The organism is Streptomyces europaeiscabiei (genome assembly GCF_036346855.1).
Classification (GTDB): domain Bacteria; phylum Actinomycetota; class Actinomycetes; order Streptomycetales; family Streptomycetaceae; genus Streptomyces; species Streptomyces europaeiscabiei.
Genome location: NZ_CP107841.1, coordinates 7,128,688 through 7,146,049, shown reverse-complemented (window position 1 = coordinate 7,146,049; position 17,362 = coordinate 7,128,688). Strand labels below are relative to the sequence as shown.

The window sequence follows — 17,362 nt, the reverse complement described above, 5'->3', positions numbered from 1 at the left end:
TGCGGCCATGACACTCCATGGTCGCTCCGTCCGGTCAGACGGGATAATCCGGGAAAGGGTTGCACAACGAACGGTGCCCATCGCATAAGAGCGATGGGCACCGTGTGTGACGGATGAGCCCGGTGGGACCGGGCTCACCTGGTGTTTCAGCCGAGCAGGTCGTACTGGGCGTAGCTGGTGCCGACCGAGCCCCGTGTGCTGAAGATCTCGCTCGTGGCCTTGCCGGTGCCCTTGTAGAGGTACAGCGTGCCGGCCGGCGTACGGGCCAGGAGGTCCGCCTTGCCATCGCCACTCACGTCACCGGGAGTGATGAGCGTGTTGTAGGCGCTCCAGTCCGAGCGGACCTTCACGCGGGCGGCGAAGGCGCCGGTGCCGGACTTGCCGGTGCCCTTGTAGAGGTAGACGTTCGAGCCGGTCTTGGTACGGGCGATCAGGTCGGCCTTGCCGTCGCCGGTGAAGTCGCCGTGACCGACTACCGCGTTGTACGTGCTCCAGCCCGTGCCGACCTTGACGCGGGTACCGAAGGAACCGGTGCCCTTGCCGGGGTAGATCCACAGGGCGCCCGCCGAGTCGACCGAGAGCAGGTCGGGCAGGGCGTCGCCGGTGACGTCACCGGGGGTGACGATCCGGGTGCGGGTCTTCCAGTCGTCGAAGAGCTGCGTGGTCGTCCAGGTGCTGGACGAGGGCACGTACCGCCGCCAGAAGACGTCACCGTCGGAGGAGCGGCGCAGCACGTAGTCCTGGTAGCCGTCCCGGTTCAGGTCGGTCTGCTGGACCAGGTTGTAGCCCGTCCAGCTGCCCTCGGCGGTCAGGGCCTTGCGGTCGCCGAGCTTGGAGCCCGTGGAGGCGCGGACGTAGCCCGTGCCGGTCTCCTTGTTGCGCAGGAAGACGTCGGCCTTGCCGTCACGGGTGATGGCGGCGTCGTCGACCCTCGGGTAGGTCGCGCCGACGTACTTGCTGACCTTCGCGAAGACCGGGTACGCGCCCTTCTCCACGCAGTCCAGGACGCCCCACGAGACGACGCCGATGACCCTGTTGTTGACGATGAGCGGGCCACCGGAGTCACCGTTGCAGGTGGCGGTGGTCGTGGCGTCGGTGCCGCCGGCGGGCGGACCCGCGCAGACCATGTGGCCCTTGACGAAGTAGCCGCCCCATGTGTTCCCGCAGGTCGTGTCGCTGACGATCGGCAGCGTGGCCGTCTTCAGCGTCTCCGAGATGTCCTGGGTCTTGGAGCTGGTACGGCCCCACCCGTAGACCTTGGCCTTGGTGCCGGCCTTGTACGAGGTGGTGTCGCCCGACGTCGTCATCTTGATCGGCGTGGCCTTGACCGGCGACGCCAGCGTCAGGACGGCGACGTCGTTGTCGATCGCCTCCTCGTTCCACGAGGAGTGGTTCCACTGACGTGAGACCGCGGTGGCGGTACCGCCGTGGTAGTCAACGTGGTCAAGGCTGCCGTCGTCGTTGTAGACGGCCGTGGGCAGCCGGTCGGTGCCGGTGACGATCTCGCCGTACGCGGCCCAGTCGTAGTAGTCCTTGTCGACGCAGTGCGCGGCGGTGAGGATCTTCGTCGGCGAGACGACCGTACCGCCGCAGAAGAACCCGAGGTCCAGGCTCGGGTCGTAGTACCAGAGCTGCGCCATCCAGGGCGCCGAGCCGATCGTGGTCTCCGAGCCGCCGATGATCTGGGCGGACTGCTCCAGGCCACCGTCCGAACTCGCGCTCGACGACGGTTCCCGCTCGGCCACCCTCGCGGTGTCGTCCGCCGCCATCGCCTTGGCGATCGTTACGTCCGCTTCGTTGGGCGTCGTGCCGTTGTCGGCGGTCGCCCCACTCGCGGACGACATCAGCAGCGTCCCGGCTATCGCGGCGGCAAGGGCTCCGGACAAAGGTCTAGCCACTCAATTCCCCCCTGGGAGTGCAATGGTTTGATCAGAGCATGAAGACCGTGATCGTACACGTGTCCCATATAGAAAACTGGGGCCACCCTCACAAAGGAAGGTGACCCCAGCGCTCTGCTGTGCGGACTAGTCGCCGCCGTTGCCCGGCGTCGTCTTCTGGATCTGCATCAGGAACTCGGCGTTCGACTTCGTCTGCTTCATCTTGTCGAGAAGCAGCTCGACCGCCTGCTGCTGGTCGAGGGCGTGCAGCACCCGGCGCAGCTTCCAGACGACGGCGAGTTCGTCGGGGGCGAGCAGGATCTCTTCCTTACGCGTACCGGACGCGTCCACGTCCACCGCGGGGAAGATCCGCTTGTCCGCGAGCTTCCGGTCGAGCTTCAGCTCGGCGTTGCCCGTGCCCTTGAACTCCTCGAAGATCACCTCGTCCATGCGGGACCCGGTGTCCACCAGCGCGGTGGCGAGGATGGTCAGCGAGCCGCCGTCCTCGATGTTGCGGGCCGCACCGAAGAAGCGCTTCGGCGGGTACAGGGCGGTCGAGTCGACACCACCGGACAGGATGCGGCCGGAGGCCGGCGCCGCCAGGTTGTACGCACGGCCCAGACGCGTGATCGAGTCGAGCAGCACGACCACGTCGTGGCCCAGCTCGACGAGCCGCTTGGCACGCTCGATGGCGAGCTCGGCGACCGTCGTGTGGTCCTCGGCCGGGCGGTCGAAGGTCGAGGAGATGACCTCGCCCTTCACCGACCGCTGCATGTCGGTGACCTCTTCCGGACGCTCGTCGACAAGGACGACCATCAGGTGGCACTCGGGGTTGTTGTGCGTGATCGCGTTGGCGATCGCCTGCATGATCATGGTCTTGCCGGTCTTCGGCGGGGCCACGATCAGACCACGCTGACCCTTACCGATCGGCGCGACGAGGTCGATGATGCGGGTGGTGAGGACGCCCGGGTCGGTCTCCAGACGGAGCCGGTCCTGCGGGTAGAGCGGCGTCAGCTTGTTGAACTCCGGGCGGCCACGGCCCGACTCGGCGGCCATGCCGTTCGCGGAGTCGAGGCGGACCAGCGCGTTGAACTTCTCGCGGCGCTCGCCGTCCTTGGGCTGACGGACCGCGCCGGTGACGTGGTCACCCTTGCGCAGGCCGTTCTTGCGGACCTGGGCGAGCGACACGTACACGTCGTTCGGGCCCGGCAGGTAGCCCGACGTACGGATGAACGCGTAGTTGTCGAGGATGTCCAGGATGCCCGCGACGGGGATCAGGACGTCGTCGTCGGCGAGCTGCGGCTCCGGAGCGCCGATCTCGTCACGGCCGCGACGGCCACGACGGTCCCGGTAACGGCCGCGACGGCCACGGCGTCCGCCGTCGAAGTCGTCGTCGTCCTGCGGGCCGTTGTCACGCTGACGGTCCTGGCGGTCCTGGCGGCCACCCTGCTGCTGGCTCTGCTGCTGGCCGCGGTCACGCTGCTGCTGGCCACCGCCGCCCTGCTGCTCGTCGGTCTTGCCCCGACGGCCGCGCTCACCGCGCTCGGTGCGGTCGGTGCGCTCGGTGCGCTCGGTGCGGTCAGTACGCTCACCGCGGTCACGGCCGCGGTCGCGACGGCCCTGACGGCCCTCGCCGCCCTGGTCACCGGCGTCGCCCTGGGCCTGGGCCGACGTCTCGGCCTTGGGCTCGCTCTTGGCCTCGGCGGTGACCGTCTCGGGGCTGCCCGCGTCGGCGGTGGCACGGCGCCGACGGCGCTCGGTGGGCGCCTCGTCGCCGCCGGCCGGCTGGCCGGGGATCTCGATCTGCTGCTGGGCCACGGCCTGCTCGGCCTTCTCGGCGGGCGCCTCGGCCTTCTTGGCGGCGGCCTTCTCGGCCGGGGCGGCGTCATCGCCCGTGCGCGCCTTGGAGGTGGCGCGGCGCTTCGGCTTGGTCTCGGTGACTGCCTCGGCCTTCGCCGGGGCACCCCCTCCCGCCTGCGCGTCCTTGATGACCTCGATCAGCTGGCTCTTGCGCATACGCGCGGTGCCCCTGATGCCGAGGCCGGATGCGACCTGCTGCAGCTCGGCCAGCACCATGCCCTCGAGGCCGGTGCCACGGCGCCGCCGGGAGCCGGCACCGCTGGCAGGCGCGGCGTCCGTGGCGGGCGCGGCAGCGGTGTCCTCGACACGTGCGCCCATCAGATCGGTGGTGTCGCTCACGAAGGGTCCTTCCCTGGAGCGGACGTCGGCCTTCTGGCTCGGCGACCGTTTGTGCTGTCCGGCTTCGGTCCTGTTCGGGTGGACCGTGCCGGGGCGGTGGTCCGCCTCGCCAAAGGAGGCGGCGGAGGAAAATTTCTGATGATTCGGCGCTTGTCCGAGCCGTGGCACTGAGTGTCTGTGTCACGCGGCTCGGCCACGCCGGTTCCGGGGCCTGCTCAGCAGACCGCTCAGTGCCTGCGTACGGCGTAGAGCTTGACGTACGAAGCGCAGTGCGGCTTGGGAGACTCCCGGAAGAATGGCTGTCCCGAACTGGGACGATAAGCACCTCGCCATGGCTGGGGCAGGTGCAGACTTGAGGTTAACACTACCGGATCCAACAAACATTCCCCCTCTCGAAATCCGGCAACCGAACGACTATTCGCCGCCGCTGCCGGCGCCGGGTTCGGCGACGGTGGTGGTGAGCGGCATGACGCACGCCCCTCGGGCATCGAGGTCCAGCCGGTTGGCGGCCCAGCCCGAACCCGCGAGATCGGCCACCTTGTCGGCACTGGCCTCGTCGGCCAGGGCCAGGACCGTGGGTCCGGCGCCGGAGATGACCGCCGGGACGCCGTCGGCCCGCAGGCGCTCCACCAGAGCCGCGCTCTCCGGCATGGCGGGCGCCCGGTACTCCTGGTGCAGCCGGTCCTCGGTGGCGGGCAGCAGCAGCTCGGGGCGCCTGGTCAGGGCTTCCACGAGGAGGGCCGCCCGGCCCGCGTTGGTTGCAGCGTCGACGTGCGGGACGGTGCGCGGGAGCAGTCCGCGCGCCGTCTCCGTCAGAACGGGCTTTCCGGGAACGAAAACCACCGGAACGATGGAATCGGCGGGCTCCATCCTGATCGCCCGCGCGGCGCCGCCCTCCATCCAGGAGAGCGTGAAGCCGCCGAGAAGACAGGCCGCGACGTTGTCGGGGTGGCCCTCGATCTCCGTGGCCAGTTCGAGCAGCGCGGCGTCGTCGAGCCGGTTGTCGCCGCCTATGGTCACGGCGCGGGCGGCGACGATGCCGGCACAGATGGCGGCGGAGGAGGAGCCGAGGCCGCGGCCGTGCGGGATGCGGTTGGCGCACACGATCTCGAGGCCCCGGGGCTGCCCGCCCAGCAGGTCGAAGGCGGTGCGCAGGGAACGCACGAGCAGATGCCGCTCGTCGCGCGGGAGTGTCTCGCTGCCCTCCCCCGCGATGTCGACGTGCAGGCCGGAGTCGGCCACCCGGACGACCACGTCGTCGTAGAGCCCCAGCGACAGGCCCAGGGCGTCGAAGCCCGGACCTAGGTTGGCGCTGGTGGCGGGAACGCGCACCCGTACGGCGGCGGCGCGGAACGCTGGACCGGCCATCGCTCGATGACTCTCCTTGAGCTGCGAGATTGACGATTGTCGAATGACATTCGATGCCTACGTGAGGACCCTGCGGCCGTTCAGGACGGCGCTGCGCCGCACCCCTGCGGGGCATATGCGGCGGGCGGGTTCACTACAGCCTATCGAAGGAAGGTTCTGTGGCGACATAGGGCGCACAGGAGGCGCACGATGCGTGTCGTAAGCCCCCTGTGCACCCGCTGTCGGGTCCTGTCAGGGTTATCCCCCGGGAATCGCCGTCTACGCGCGACTCCCAGGCCTTTTCGAGCGGCTGGGCGAGAGGATACGCCCGGGACGAGCGAAGGCTACGCGAGGCCGAGGCGCTCGGCCGCCGTCGCCGCGTCCACCGGGACGGTGACCGGCTGCGGGGCGCCCGCGACGGCCCAGTCGGGGTCCTTGAGGCCGTTGCCGGTGACCGTGCAGACGATGGTCTGGCCCGGGTCGACCTTGCCCTGCTCGGCGGCCTTCAGCAGACCGGCCACGGAGGCGGCGGAGGCGGGCTCCACGAAAACGCCCTCCTGAGCGGCCAACAGCCGGTAGGCGCGCAGGATCTCACGGTCCGTCACCTCGTCGATGAAGCCGCCCGACTCGTCCTTCGCGGCCAGGGCGTAACTCCAGGACGCGGGGTTGCCGATACGGATCGCGGTGGCGATCGTCGACGGGTCCTTGACGATCTCGCCGCGCACGATCGGGGCGGAGCCGGAGGCCTGGAAGCCCCACATACGGGGGGTCTTCGCGGCGATGCCGTCGGCGGCGTACTCCTTGTAGCCCTTCCAGTACGCCGTGATGTTGCCCGCGTTGCCCACCGGCAGGACGTGGATGTCGGGCGCATCGCCGAGCATGTCCACGATCTCGAACGCGGCGGTCTTCTGGCCCTCGATCCGCACCGGGTTCACCGAATTGACCAGCGCCACAGGGTAGTTGTCGCTGAGTTCCCTCGCGAGGGTGAGGCAGTCGTCGAAGTTGCCGTCGACCTGGAGGATCTTCGCGCCGTGCACCAGGGCCTGGCCCATCTTGCCCAGCGCGATCTTCCCGCGCGGGACGAGCACGGCCGAGACCATGCCCGCACGTACGGCGTAGGCGGCCGCGGAGGCAGAGGTGTTGCCCGTGGAGGCACAGATGACTGCCTTCGCACCCTCTTCCTTCGCCCGTGTGATGGCCATGGTCATGCCGCGGTCCTTGAAGGACCCGGTCGGGTTGGCACCCTCCACCTTGAGGTGGACCTCGCAGCCCGTGCGCTCCGAGAGCACCTGCGCGGGCACGAGGGGCGTGCCGCCCTCGCGGAGCGTCACGACCGGCGTGCTGTCGGAGACGGGCAGCCGGTCCCGGTACTCCTCGATGATTCCGCGCCACTGGTGGGTCATTGCTGGTTACTCTCCTTCAACCCGCATGATGCTGGCGACACCCCGCACGGTGTCGAGGTTGCGCAGCGCTTCGACGGTCCCGCTGAGGGAGGCGTCGGAGGCCCGATGGGTGACGACGACGAGAGAGGCCTCGCCGCCGCCGTCTTGCCGACCTTGCTGCCGCACCGTATCGATCGATACGCCGTGCTCCGCGAACACGGTCGCCACCTGGGCGAGAACACCCGGTTTGTCGGCGACGTCAAGGCTGATGTGGTACCGGGTGACGACCTCGCCCATCGGCGAGACCGGCAGGGCGGCGTACGCGGACTCGCCGGGCCCGGTGGAGCCCGCGAGCCGGTTGCGGCACACGGCCACGAGGTCGCCGAGCACGGCGGAGGCGGTGGGGGCACCGCCCGCGCCCGGCCCGTAGAACATCAACTGCCCGGCGGCGTCCGACTCCACGAACACGGCGTTGTAGGCGCCGCGTACGGAGGCGAGCGGGTGGGTCAGCGGGATCATCGCGGGGTGCACGCGCGCGGTGACGGAGCCGCCGTCCGCTGCCCGCTCGCAGATGGCGAGCAGCTTGATGGTGCAGCCCATGTTCTTGGCGGAGGCGAAGTCGGCCGCCGTCACCTCGGTCATGCCCTCGCGGTACACGTCGTCGAGCCGTACGCGCGAGTGGAAGGCGATACCGGCGAGGATCGCGGCCTTGGCGGCGGCGTCGAAGCCCTCGATGTCGGCGGTCGGGTCGGCCTCGGCGTATCCCAGGGCAGTGGCCTCGTCGAGGGCCTCCTGGTATCCGGCGCCCGTGGAATCCATCTTGTCGAGGATGAAATTGGTGGTGCCGTTGACGATGCCCATCACCCGGTTGATCTTGTCGCCGGCGAGGGACTCGCGCAGCGGCCGGATCAGCGGGATGGCACCGGCGACGGCGGCCTCGTAGTAGAGGTCCGCGTCGTGGTCCCCGGCGACGGCGTGCAGCGCTGCGCCGTCCTGGGCGAGAAGGGCCTTGTTGGCGGAGACGACGGAGGCGCCGTGCTCGAACGCGGTGGTGATGAGGGAGCGGGCGGGCTCGATACCGCCGATGACCTCGACGACGACGTCGATGTCCCCCCGTTTGACCAGGGCGGTCGCGTCGGTGGTGACGAGCGCCGGGTCGATGCCCTCACGCACCCGGGAGGGTCGCCGGACCGCCACACCCGCGAGCTCGACCGGGGCGCCGATGCGTGCGGCGAGGTCGTCGGCGTGCGTCGTCATGATGCGCGCCACCTCTGAGCCGACAACCCCACAGCCCAGCAGCGCCACCTTCAGCGGACGCGTACGCATCATCCGACCTCGTTTCCTCACATACCGACATACCGAATACGGTGGAACCAGTCTCACTCACCGGACGGGAGTTTCTATCCCTCGTCCGGATCGTGAGACATCTATTTCATTTTCACCGGGCCGGAAGACGGAGATCTTTCGGCCCGGGTTTCTCCGGGACTTCTTTTGTGCGGCGATCACCCGTCGGGGCGAGTCACCCACCGAACACCGGTCGGATCAACGAACCACCGGTCAGATCATCCGACGTCGAGCCGGAGAAGATCCTCCTCCGTCTCCCGGCGGACGATGACACGGGCCTCTCCATCATTGACGGCGACGACGGGCGGGCGCAGTACGTGGTTGTAATTGCTCGCCATCGAACGGCAGTACGCGCCGGTGGCCGGTACGGCGATCAGGTCACCCGGTGCCAGGTCCGCCGGCAGGAACGCGTCCTTCACCACGATGTCACCGCTCTCGCAGTGCTTGCCGACCACACGCGCGAGCATCGGCTCGGCGTCGGAGGTCCGGGACACCAGCGCGACGCTGTACTCGGCGTCGTACAACGCGGTCCGAATGTTGTCGGACATGCCCCCGTCGACGGAGACGTACGTCCGCAGCCCGTCCAGCGGCTTGGTGGTGCCGACCTCGTACAGCGTGAAGGCGGTCGGCCCGACGATGGCGCGGCCCGGCTCGACGGAGATACGAGGGGTGCGCAGCTTGGCGGCCTCGCACTCCCGGTTGACGATCTCGGTGAGCGCCTTGGCGATCTCGTGGGGCTCGCGGGGGTCGTCGTCGCTGGTGTAGGCGATGCCGAGCCCTCCACCGAGATCGATCTCGGGCAGCTCGACACCGTGTTCGTCGCGGATCTCCTTGAGCAGCCCGACGACACGGTGGGCCGCGACCTCGAACCCGGACGTGTCGAAGATCTGTGACCCGATGTGCGAGTGGATCCCGATGAGTTCGAGGCCGTCGAGCTTGAGCGCCCGCCGCACGGCCTCAGCCGCCTTCCCGCCGGCCAGCGGAATCCCGAACTTCTGGTCTTCGTGTGCGGTGGCGATGAACTCGTGCGTGTGGGCCTCGACGCCGACGGTGACGCGGATCTGCACCTTCTGCCGCCTGCCGAGCGACTGCGCGATGTGGGCGACCCGCACGATCTCCTGGAAGGAGTCGAGAACGATACGGCCGACGCCGGCCTCGACGGCACGGTGGATCTCGTCGGTGGACTTGTTGTTGCCGTGGAAGGCGATGCGGTCGGCGGGCATACCGGCGGACAGGGCGGTCGCGAGCTCACCGCCGGAGCAGACGTCGAGGTTGAGCCCTTCCTCGTGCAGCCAGCGCACGATGGCCCGGGACAGGAACGCCTTCCCCGCGTAGAACACGTCGGCGTCCTGCCCGAACGCCGTGCACCAGGCGCGCGCCCGCGCCCGGAAGTCGGTCTCGTCGACGAAGTACGCCGGCGTGCCGAACTCCTCCGCGAGCGTCTTCACATCGATCCCCCCGACGCTGACGACTCCGTCGTCCGTGCGGGTGACGGTCTGCGCCCACACCTTCGGGTCCAGTGTGTTCAGGTCGGCGGGCGGGGCGGCGTAGTGCCCCTCGGGAAGCACGTCGGCGTGACGGGGACCGGCGGGGTGTGCGGAACGGCTCATGTCTGTACGACTTTCTGTGGACTCTCTGGGCTCTGCGCTTGGGAGCTTCGGGCTTGAGGCTTCGGCTGTCGGCTGTCGGCTGTCGGCTGTCGGCTTTGGCTGTCGGCTTTGGCTGTCGGCTTCGGCTTCGGCTGTCGGCTTCGGCTGTCGGCTGTCTGATCCTTGAACTCCGCGGCCGCTCAGAGGTATTCGGGTGCGTCGATGCCGAGCAGGGACAGGCCGCCGGCCAGCACCGTCCCGGCGGCTTCGGCAAGCGCCAGCCGGGCCCGGTGGGCGGCCGAGGGTTTCTCGTCGCCGCGCGGCAGCACCGTGTGCTGGAAGGCGAGCAGGGCGTCGGCGATGACGACCAGGTGCCGGGCGAGACGATCGGGGGCTCGGTGCGTGGCCGCTCGGTCGAGGGTGGAGGGGTATGCGGTGAGGGCGGTGATGAGGGGGGTGGTGACGTCGGGGGTGGTGAGGGGAATGGGGCGCACGGGGGGCCGATTCGGGGCGCTCGGGGTGTCCGCGGGGTTCGGGTCGCCCGAGGTGGAAGGGGTGTCCAAGGCGCCCGGGGTGCCGGTGAAGCCGAGGGCCGCGGCGTTGCGGGTGAGCGCACGGGCTCGGGCGTGGGCGTAGCGGACCCGGAAGAGGGGGTTTCCGGCCCGCTGCACGAGGAGGTCCGCGGTGATCCGGGGGCGGTCGTGGGCGGCCGGGTGCAGGAGCGCCCAGCGGAGCGCGTCGGGGCCGAGGGGCGTGGGGTCTTCCGGTGCGGGGACGGGGCGAAGGTCAATGGGTGCGCCGGGGGCGGTGGCCGTGTCCGGGGCAGTGGGCCGAGTGTCCGGGGCGCTGGGGCGATGGGGTTCCGTGACCTTGTCGGGCCGACCGGGGTCGCCGGGCTCACGGGGCGGGCCGGGGGGGACTGGGGGGACTGGGCTGTCGAGGTGGTCGAGGCGGTCGAGGTCGTTGACCTTGTCGGCGGCCTGGGGCCGCATGTGATCGACCTCTACGCGACCGCCCTGGCTGGCGACGATCCGTCCGAGCGCGTCGGCGACGACTTCCGCCCGGATGTCGTACGGGATCCGAAGCCGGACGACCTGCCCGGTGAGGGTGTCGCTGTGACCGTACGGGAGGGGGGCGGGGCCTCGACCGTCCCGGGTGCCCTCAGCCCCTTGGATCCGGCGTACCAGCGCCGTGACGGCGGCCCGGTCGAGACGGATGTTGAGGAAGCCGGGGCCAGTGATCTCGACGGCGGCGACGCCCTCGGTGCGGCTGAGATGGGACCGCAGTATCTCGGCGACCTGCAGTGGCGGCCGTCCGGCGGGCCGGGCCAGCTGCAACGCGATGTTCGTCGCGTAGTCCCCGCTCCCTCCGGGCCCCGGCGGAGTCACCACGGCCCGTGCAGGCACCGCCACGCTCAGCTCCCCCTCCGCCACGGCAAGACGCACTGCGCGCAGCACGGTGCGGGAGAGCTCGACGGGGGTCACGGGGACAAGCGTAGGGGAGGAGGGGGGTGGGTAGGCGAGCCGGTTTAGCCCAGGGTCCGGTATGTGGACGGGGCGGGGGCGACGGGATGCCGCGGTGAGGGTCGAGAGGTCGCGAAGGGGGAAGGGCCGGAGGGTCATGGGGGGAGGCGAGAGATCGCCGGTGTGAAGGCCCGAAGGCCGCGGGAAGGCCCGAAGGCCGCTGGGACGAGGTGCGACAGACGCCGCGGTGAGGGTCGAGAGGTGGACGGAGGTGGACGGAGGTGGATGGTGGTGGAGGGCTGGGTCGGCCGGGGATTCGCCCGCGCGGCGTGGCGACGGTCGGACGGATGGCGAAGCGGCGTCGGGGGGCGGGGCTCGAGGTCCGCGAGGTCCGCGAGGTCAGTTTCCGGTTCGGCCGGCGCGTTCCGCGCGCTCGGTGTGGTCGCTCCCGCCGCCGGTCCCGCCGACCGGGGCGCCTGCGGGAGTGGGCCCGTCGGCTTCGATCCCGTACGGCACGGCTTCGCCGCCCCCGACATTCCCTCGCTCCATCAACTTCCTTACGAGGGCAACGAGTTCGGACGGCTCGAAGGGCTTGGCGAGGAACGCGTCGACCCCGACGTCGAGCCCGGCCTCAACCTCGTACTGCGAACAGGCGCTGATGATGGCGAGCGGAAGGCGTCGCGTCCGGGGGTCGCCACGGAGCCGGGCGGCGGTACGGAGGCCGTCGAGGCGGGGCATGACCACGTCGAGGGTGATGAGGTCGGGCCGCACCTGATGAACGACGTCCAGGCACTCGGCACCATCAGCCGCGGTCACCACCTCGAAGCCCTCCAGCTCGAGATTGACCCTGATCAGCTGCCGGATGACCTTGTTGTCGTCCACAACAAGCACCCGGCCGGACGCGCCTGGCACAACTCGAGAGTAGGTCCGCGCCCACCGCCGCGTCCGGGTTTTCCCCACTTCCACCCCCTGCGGGCGGTCTCCCCCCAGCTCAACCTCACCCTCCACACCCGCAAAAACCCGTTCATGATCTCCCTCGGAGAGCTGGTAGGGTTCTACCCGTCGCCGCCGAACAAGGCGCCCGACACGCCCCCGTAGCTCAGGGGATAGAGCAACGGCCTCCGGAGCCGTGTGCGCAGGTTCGAATCCTGCCGGGGGCACCTTGTATGAGGTGCCCAAAGACCCCGCCATCAGCGCTTTCGCTGAGAACGGGGTCTTCGCGTATGTGCAGCCGTGTGCCGCTCGGAGCGGGCGTATGTCGGTGTCCGTGGACGAGGCGTGGACGGGATCTTGAAGCAAAACGCCAGGTGAGCCCCACAAATCGATGTGGCCGCAGGGCAGGGTGCAAGGGCCAGATCGCGAGTCGGTAGCAGTCCCCTCCTAGTCGGCAGTGACCCCCCAGTAACCGATTTGTGCGGGCCTGCCGTCGCGGTAGAGCACTGTGCAGTTCCCCTGGGCGCGACCCGGGAAGTCCAACTGCCCGGAATCGAGAGCGGCGTCCCACTCCTCGTAGGTGGGCCGGCCGTGAGGAGCCCACGCACGCACCTCACCATCGGTCAGTGGCCGCATGAACGGACCGTCGTCGGTGTCCGCGGCCTCGATCATGAGAGGAAAGTCCAGCACGGTGCACGTGCCTCCGGTGAAGATGTACTCCTGCCACTCCGGGTCGCGCCACAGTTCCTCGACGGACTGGCCCTCGAAGCCGTAGTTGTCCAGCGCCAGCTCGTCTTCCTGAGCCTGTCGAAACGCGGCCGCCAGATCGCGCTGATACGCGCCCGTGTGGGTCCATGTGTCGCCGCCCATCCGCGTCCCCTCTCCATTCGAACTGTTTACTCAGGAACGGAGAGTAAGAGACGGCACTGACAGGCCACCCAGGCGACGGTCAACCCCTGGGGTTCCCCACAGCTCCCGCGAGGAAGGCCGGGACCTCCTGAGAGAACCGGCTCAGGCCCGACTCCAAGCCTGACGATGACGAGCGACGCCGTACACCCGCTCAACCTGCTCAGCCGTCAGCACCCCCGAAAGCGGCGCCAGTGCCGCTACCTGACGCTCCTGGTACACGCGCACGCTGAGCTGTGTGGCGACCACTTTCAGATCGGTCACGCCGACGAAGACAAGCACTGGCTCCACCGGTACAGGGAAGCCGCAATAGTGCTCAAGCACTCGGATTACCCGCTTGGCCTCCGCCCGACTCTTGCGTGCGTAGGGCGCCGGTTTTCCGTGATTGACCTTCACGGCATCGTCGCCGACCCATACGGCCTTGTTGTGGTGGTGCTTCGTATTGATGCTGAAGACGCCTCCAGGCCCGATCAACAAGTGATCGACGTCCACGTTGTTGGCCAGGGGGATGGAATGCAGGACCCGCCATCCGCGACGCGCCAAGCGGTCCAGCTCGGCCCCTACTCGCCTCTCCCCTGCCAGGCCCTGACGCCACGAGTGCCACTCCGAGCGACGCCGCAGAAGCCGTGAGACGACTCGCTCGATCAGTCCTGGGCCGGATGTGGCGAGCAGGTCACGGAGGGATTCTCCGGGACGGTTGGTGGACAGGTCGTCTGCCGGCGTCAGAGGCGGCAGCATCGGGCGGGCTTCGGCTTCAGGTCCCTCCTGCGGCAAGACCGGCTTGGGGTAGTCCCGTAAGTGGTGTGCCAGCACGGCGATCACGTCGTCGCGATACTCGTCGACTAAGACGGTGATGTCCCCCGTACTCAAGTCCGCCCAGCCGACCGCGGTTCCGTCCGGCGCATTCGCATACAGGCGATCATGTCCGTACCGCTTCCAGCGCGTGATTTTCAGCTCCACGAGCCCCCCTCGTCCGCTCTCGGCCGAAGCATCGCAGCAGGTGAGGCGTAAAGACGAGAGAGGCCCCGGACAAGATGCCCGGAGCCTCAAGTGGGATGCAGGGTGCCTCACTCGTATTCGCGAAGGAGGTCCTCAATACGCCGGTTGGCAACGTCCTGCCGTCCGTCGAGGCACTTCGCGTAGCGGGTCAGCAGGACCTCCACGCTGTTGCCGGCGCGTTCGGCCACCTCGGTCGGGTCAACCCCCGCGTTGAGCCACGTCGACAGCGCCGAGTGACGGAGGTCGTACGGCCGACTCGCGAGCGGCGAGGACGCGACGGCCGGCGGAAGCGCGAAGAGCCGCGCCTCCTGCCACACCCGGTAGTAGGTCGAGGACGGGACGACCGAGCCTTTCTCGCTGTAGAAGAGCCGTCCATCGTCCGCCGTGCCGAAGGTGACCAGGTGTTCGCGGAGCACGGCGACGAGGTGAGGCGGGATCGGCACCCTCCTCACGTCATCGGTCGGCCGGTTCTTCAGCCCGCGGTCGTCGTGGGTCTCCCCCGAGTCGGTCCACTGCTTGCCGACCGAGGGGCGGGTCCGATGGAGGAGAGCCGAGCCCCAGCCCCGTTCGGGGAGGGTCAGGTCCGTCTCAACGAGGCCGACGGCTTCCGCCGGCCGAAGGCCGCCGAAGTACATGGCGGCGAACAGACCCATGAGGCGACGGCCGCGGGCACGCCGGTATCCGCCCACATAGGAGACGGCCGCCAGGAGGTTGCGAGCCTGCTCAGGGTTGGCGACGATGCGCGGGTCCACCTGGTTGGATACCTTCGGTTTCTGCCAGCGGACAGCAGTCACGGGGTTCTCGCGCAGCTCCCCCAGGTCGACCGCATAGTTGGCTGCGTTGACCAGTGTCCGACGCTTACGCCGGACGGTTTCCGCCGCGGCCGCCGTGCCATCGAGCTTCAGCTTCAGCGAGTCCAGGACCGCGCGGGCCGTGGCGGGCTCAGCAAGATCAGCGAGCGGTCGAGATGCCCTGGACACCCAGTGGAGAACGTTCCGCACGTCGTCCGGGAGCTCCCGATCAGAGGGCCCCGGCAGTACGAATGCCCAGTTCCGCAGCGCTCTGCGGAGCGCCTCATCAGACGGACGCCCCGCATGCTCGTCGAGGAGCTCCACGGTCACACTCGTCAGTGACTCATTGATGCCATCGCGCGTGTTCGGAGCGGCGTGCGGCCACTTCATCGCCAGATACCTGAGAGCGAAGTCGTACCAGGACACGGTGGCTTTCTGCTGCTCCATGGACGCCGGGAGCCCGGATTCCGTGTCGAACTCCTCGCCGTCCCGCATGGCCCGCATCAACCTCGCACGGTAGTGATCAGCGAGTGCTTTGGTCCGGAAGCTGTCAGAGAAGACATTGCCCGCCACGGACCAGCGGACACCGTACGAGGGCGTCTTGGTGTCGCGCTTCCGAACACCCCAGACTTTCACGTCGAGAGACTTCACGCCGCCGCCTCCAACTGCCGCAGCCACGTCCTGAAATCACTCCGCCACACTCTCAGCTCACCGTTGGGGAGCTTGAAAGCAGCGGGCCCCAATCCCAGTTCGCGCCAGCGATAGAACGTCCGCCGGGACACTCCGCCAAGTTCGTCGAGGACCTGCGGAACAGTCATGAGTTCGTCGCGGCGGTAGTCCATGTCGGCTCTCCTTCCGTTCCGGGGGCGGGTTCGAGGGACGCGGCGAGCCAGGTCTCGCCCGCGCTCAGGCCCGTACCGGCGAAGACCCAGTGGGCGAGGACGAGCGTGGTTTCGCCGTCTTGGGGTGTGGGCGGGGCGGCTTGTGCTCGGCGCCATTCGGCGCGGGCGTCGCGTAGGGCGCCGAGGGTGGTGGAGTAGCGGCGGGACTTGGTGGAGAAGTGGCCGCGGAAGCCGAGCATGTGCGCCCAGGCGCGTAGGCGGAGGTCTGCCAGTTCGGGGCGTGCGCCGAGGGTCCAGGCGGTGCGGATCATGCGGCGGGCGTGGTCGGTGATCCGGGCCCCGGCCAGCTCGGCGAGGAAGCGGATCGGACGGTCAAGGGTGCCGGTCGTCGTCTCGGCGCCTTTGGTGGCGTACTTGGCGATGTACGCCGCTACGGCCCGCTCGGTCAGCTCCTGGCCGCCGTCGAAGTCGGCCGAGCGGATCGGACGGACGTCAAGCTGACGGCCGAAGGTGAAGGTGTGGGCCCGTCCGTCGACAGTCGGACCGCCGACGCGAGCGGCGGTGGCAGCGGCGTGGATGGCGTCGCTCAGCAGCTCGGCCGTGGCCCAGGCCGGGGGCGAGGTGTCGCCGCCCTCGGGGCCGTCGAGGCGGATGACCGCGTGGAAGTGGACGGCTCCGCGCTTCTGGTACTCGGCGACCTTGGCGAAGGAGATGCGGGCGTGGTCGCGGAAGGCGCGTTGCGTGAGGCCGGCCAGCTTGGCGACCTCGCGGCGGAGGTAGATGGAGAACCGGCGCCACAGGGCTCCGGCGTGGGCATTCCAGAGCACAGCCGCTTCGTAGTCGTACGTGTCCGGGTCGAGGGGCGTACCGAGGACCGGGGCTGTGTCGTCGTGGCGGTCACCGCAGCGGCAGGGCCGTCCGCTGGAGGGGCGGTTGTGGACCGGCCCGAAGCTCGGCGCGGTGAAGGTGGCGAAGACCCTCGGGTGCGTGCCGACCTGCTCGGGGGTGCCCTTGCCGCCGCGCAGTCCGGCGGTGATCAGGTGGAAGGTGTCGCGGCGGTAGACCTCCGCGCAGGCCGCGCAACGGGTGGCACGGCGGTTGTTGCAGCGGACGAGGAGGTTTCCGGCGGGGAGGGCGGTCGAGTCGAGGTGGTGCAGGACGCGCCCGACCTCACCGGTCGTCGTGTCGACGGCGTACTCGGTGCGGTGGCCGTCGAGGCGTACGGGGTGGGTGCAGCCGCCCAGGCCGGAGAGTTGGCGGGCCAGTTCGGGCAGGGTGCCGAGTGAGGCGAGCATGGAGAGTTCCGCCAGCGGGGGCGGAGTCTGCCGGGTGATGATGGGTGTTCCTTTCGGCTGTTTCGGCGGTTGGGAGGGACGGCCCCGGGGCGGCGGGATGCTTGGCGGCTTGTTGCCGCCCCGGCGGCCGGTCAGTGCTTGTGCGCGTTGTTGACGAGGGAGCGCAGGACGACGGCGGCGATGGCCACGGAGATGGCCGATACCGCGACCGCCGCCAGGAGCGCGGTGAGGACGACACCCACGACGACCACGGCGGCGACCGCGCCGACACCGACGCCCACGAACGGGGCGATCGGGCGGCCGGCGGAGTGAGCCGGAACCGGGGCGTGGTTCTGCGGGATGTGCCTGGCGATGCTCGGGACGTGCGGAGTGTCGGGCAGCTTGGGACGGAACAC

General features: G+C 69.4%; 14 protein-coding genes and 1 tRNA gene. 1 reads left to right on the top strand and 14 read right to left on the bottom strand.

Translation table 11 applies throughout. The features are described from left to right. Positions 1 to 146 precede the first annotated feature (146 nt). The 8 genes from OG858_RS31425 to OG858_RS31390 all read right to left on the bottom strand — a co-directional run bounded on the left by OG858_RS31425 (position 147) and on the right by OG858_RS31390 (position 12,113). On the bottom strand, positions 147 to 1,844 hold the full coding sequence (locus OG858_RS31425; RefSeq protein WP_319315986.1) for a trypsin-like serine protease: 1,698 nt from the start codon (positions 1,842 to 1,844) through the stop codon (positions 147 to 149). A gap of 180 nt (positions 1,845 to 2,024) precedes the next feature. After that, complete coding sequence (gene rho / locus OG858_RS31420; RefSeq protein ID WP_327744963.1) at positions 2,025 to 4,076, bottom strand: transcription termination factor Rho; 2,052 nt, start codon at positions 4,074 to 4,076, stop codon at positions 2,025 to 2,027. Between the two features lie 414 nt (positions 4,077 to 4,490). After that, positions 4,491 to 5,444: a homoserine kinase gene (gene thrB, locus OG858_RS31415; protein WP_319068855.1), complete on the bottom strand. Its 954-nt coding sequence runs from the start codon at positions 5,442 to 5,444 to the stop codon at positions 4,491 to 4,493. 323 nt (positions 5,445 to 5,767) lie between these two features. Continuing rightward, entirely contained in the window at positions 5,768 to 6,826 is a 1,059-nt protein-coding gene (gene thrC / locus OG858_RS31410; protein ID WP_046705591.1) for a threonine synthase, read from the bottom strand. 6 nt (positions 6,827 to 6,832) lie between these two features. Then, positions 6,833 to 8,131, bottom strand: a complete 1,299-nt coding sequence (locus OG858_RS31405; protein ID WP_319068917.1) for a homoserine dehydrogenase — start codon at positions 8,129 to 8,131, stop codon at positions 6,833 to 6,835. A gap of 236 nt (positions 8,132 to 8,367) precedes the next feature. Beyond that, on the bottom strand, positions 8,368 to 9,759 hold the full coding sequence (gene lysA, locus OG858_RS31400; protein WP_319068853.1) for a diaminopimelate decarboxylase: 1,392 nt from the start codon (positions 9,757 to 9,759) through the stop codon (positions 8,368 to 8,370). Positions 9,760 to 9,938: 179 nt separating this feature from the next. After that, the gene (gene nrtL, locus OG858_RS31395; protein WP_319068852.1) at positions 9,939 to 11,222 is read right to left on the bottom strand and encodes an ArgS-related anticodon-binding protein NrtL; all 1,284 of its coding nucleotides are present in this window, start codon (positions 11,220 to 11,222) and stop codon (positions 9,939 to 9,941) included. Between the two features lie 378 nt (positions 11,223 to 11,600). Then, entirely contained in the window at positions 11,601 to 12,113 is a 513-nt protein-coding gene (locus tag OG858_RS31390) for a response regulator (RefSeq protein ID WP_408059438.1), read from the bottom strand. A 176-nt stretch (positions 12,114 to 12,289) separates the two neighbouring features. Between OG858_RS31390 and OG858_RS31385 the strand changes: the two genes are divergently transcribed. Beyond that, a tRNA-Arg gene (locus OG858_RS31385) sits at positions 12,290 to 12,361 on the top strand. Positions 12,362 to 12,581: 220 nt separating this feature from the next. On the opposite strand, the gene OG858_RS31380 is transcribed toward OG858_RS31385, so the two are convergent. From OG858_RS31380 to OG858_RS31355, 6 genes are all read right to left on the bottom strand, one after another. Continuing rightward, a complete protein-coding gene (locus tag OG858_RS31380) occupies positions 12,582 to 13,004 on the bottom strand; it encodes a hypothetical protein (RefSeq protein ID WP_327724903.1) in 423 nt (140 codons plus the stop codon). 141 nt (positions 13,005 to 13,145) lie between these two features. Continuing rightward, positions 13,146 to 14,000, bottom strand: coding sequence for a nuclease-related domain-containing protein (locus tag OG858_RS31375; RefSeq protein ID WP_327724902.1), 855 nt, complete (start codon positions 13,998 to 14,000; stop codon positions 13,146 to 13,148). A 107-nt stretch (positions 14,001 to 14,107) separates the two neighbouring features. Further along, on the bottom strand, positions 14,108 to 15,481 hold the full coding sequence (locus tag OG858_RS31370) for a tyrosine-type recombinase/integrase (RefSeq protein ID WP_327724901.1): 1,374 nt from the start codon (positions 15,479 to 15,481) through the stop codon (positions 14,108 to 14,110). Next, positions 15,478 to 15,672, bottom strand: a complete 195-nt coding sequence (locus OG858_RS31365; RefSeq protein ID WP_327724900.1) for a helix-turn-helix transcriptional regulator — start codon at positions 15,670 to 15,672, stop codon at positions 15,478 to 15,480. Before OG858_RS31365 ends, OG858_RS31370 begins: the two co-directional genes overlap by 4 nt. Continuing rightward, on the bottom strand, positions 15,645 to 16,967 hold the full coding sequence (locus OG858_RS31360; RefSeq protein WP_327724899.1) for a replication initiator: 1,323 nt from the start codon (positions 16,965 to 16,967) through the stop codon (positions 15,645 to 15,647). Before OG858_RS31360 ends, OG858_RS31365 begins: the two co-directional genes overlap by 28 nt. 131 nt (positions 16,968 to 17,098) lie before the next feature. Further along, positions 17,099 to 17,362, bottom strand: coding sequence for a SpdD protein (locus OG858_RS31355; protein WP_327724898.1), 264 nt, complete (start codon positions 17,360 to 17,362; stop codon positions 17,099 to 17,101).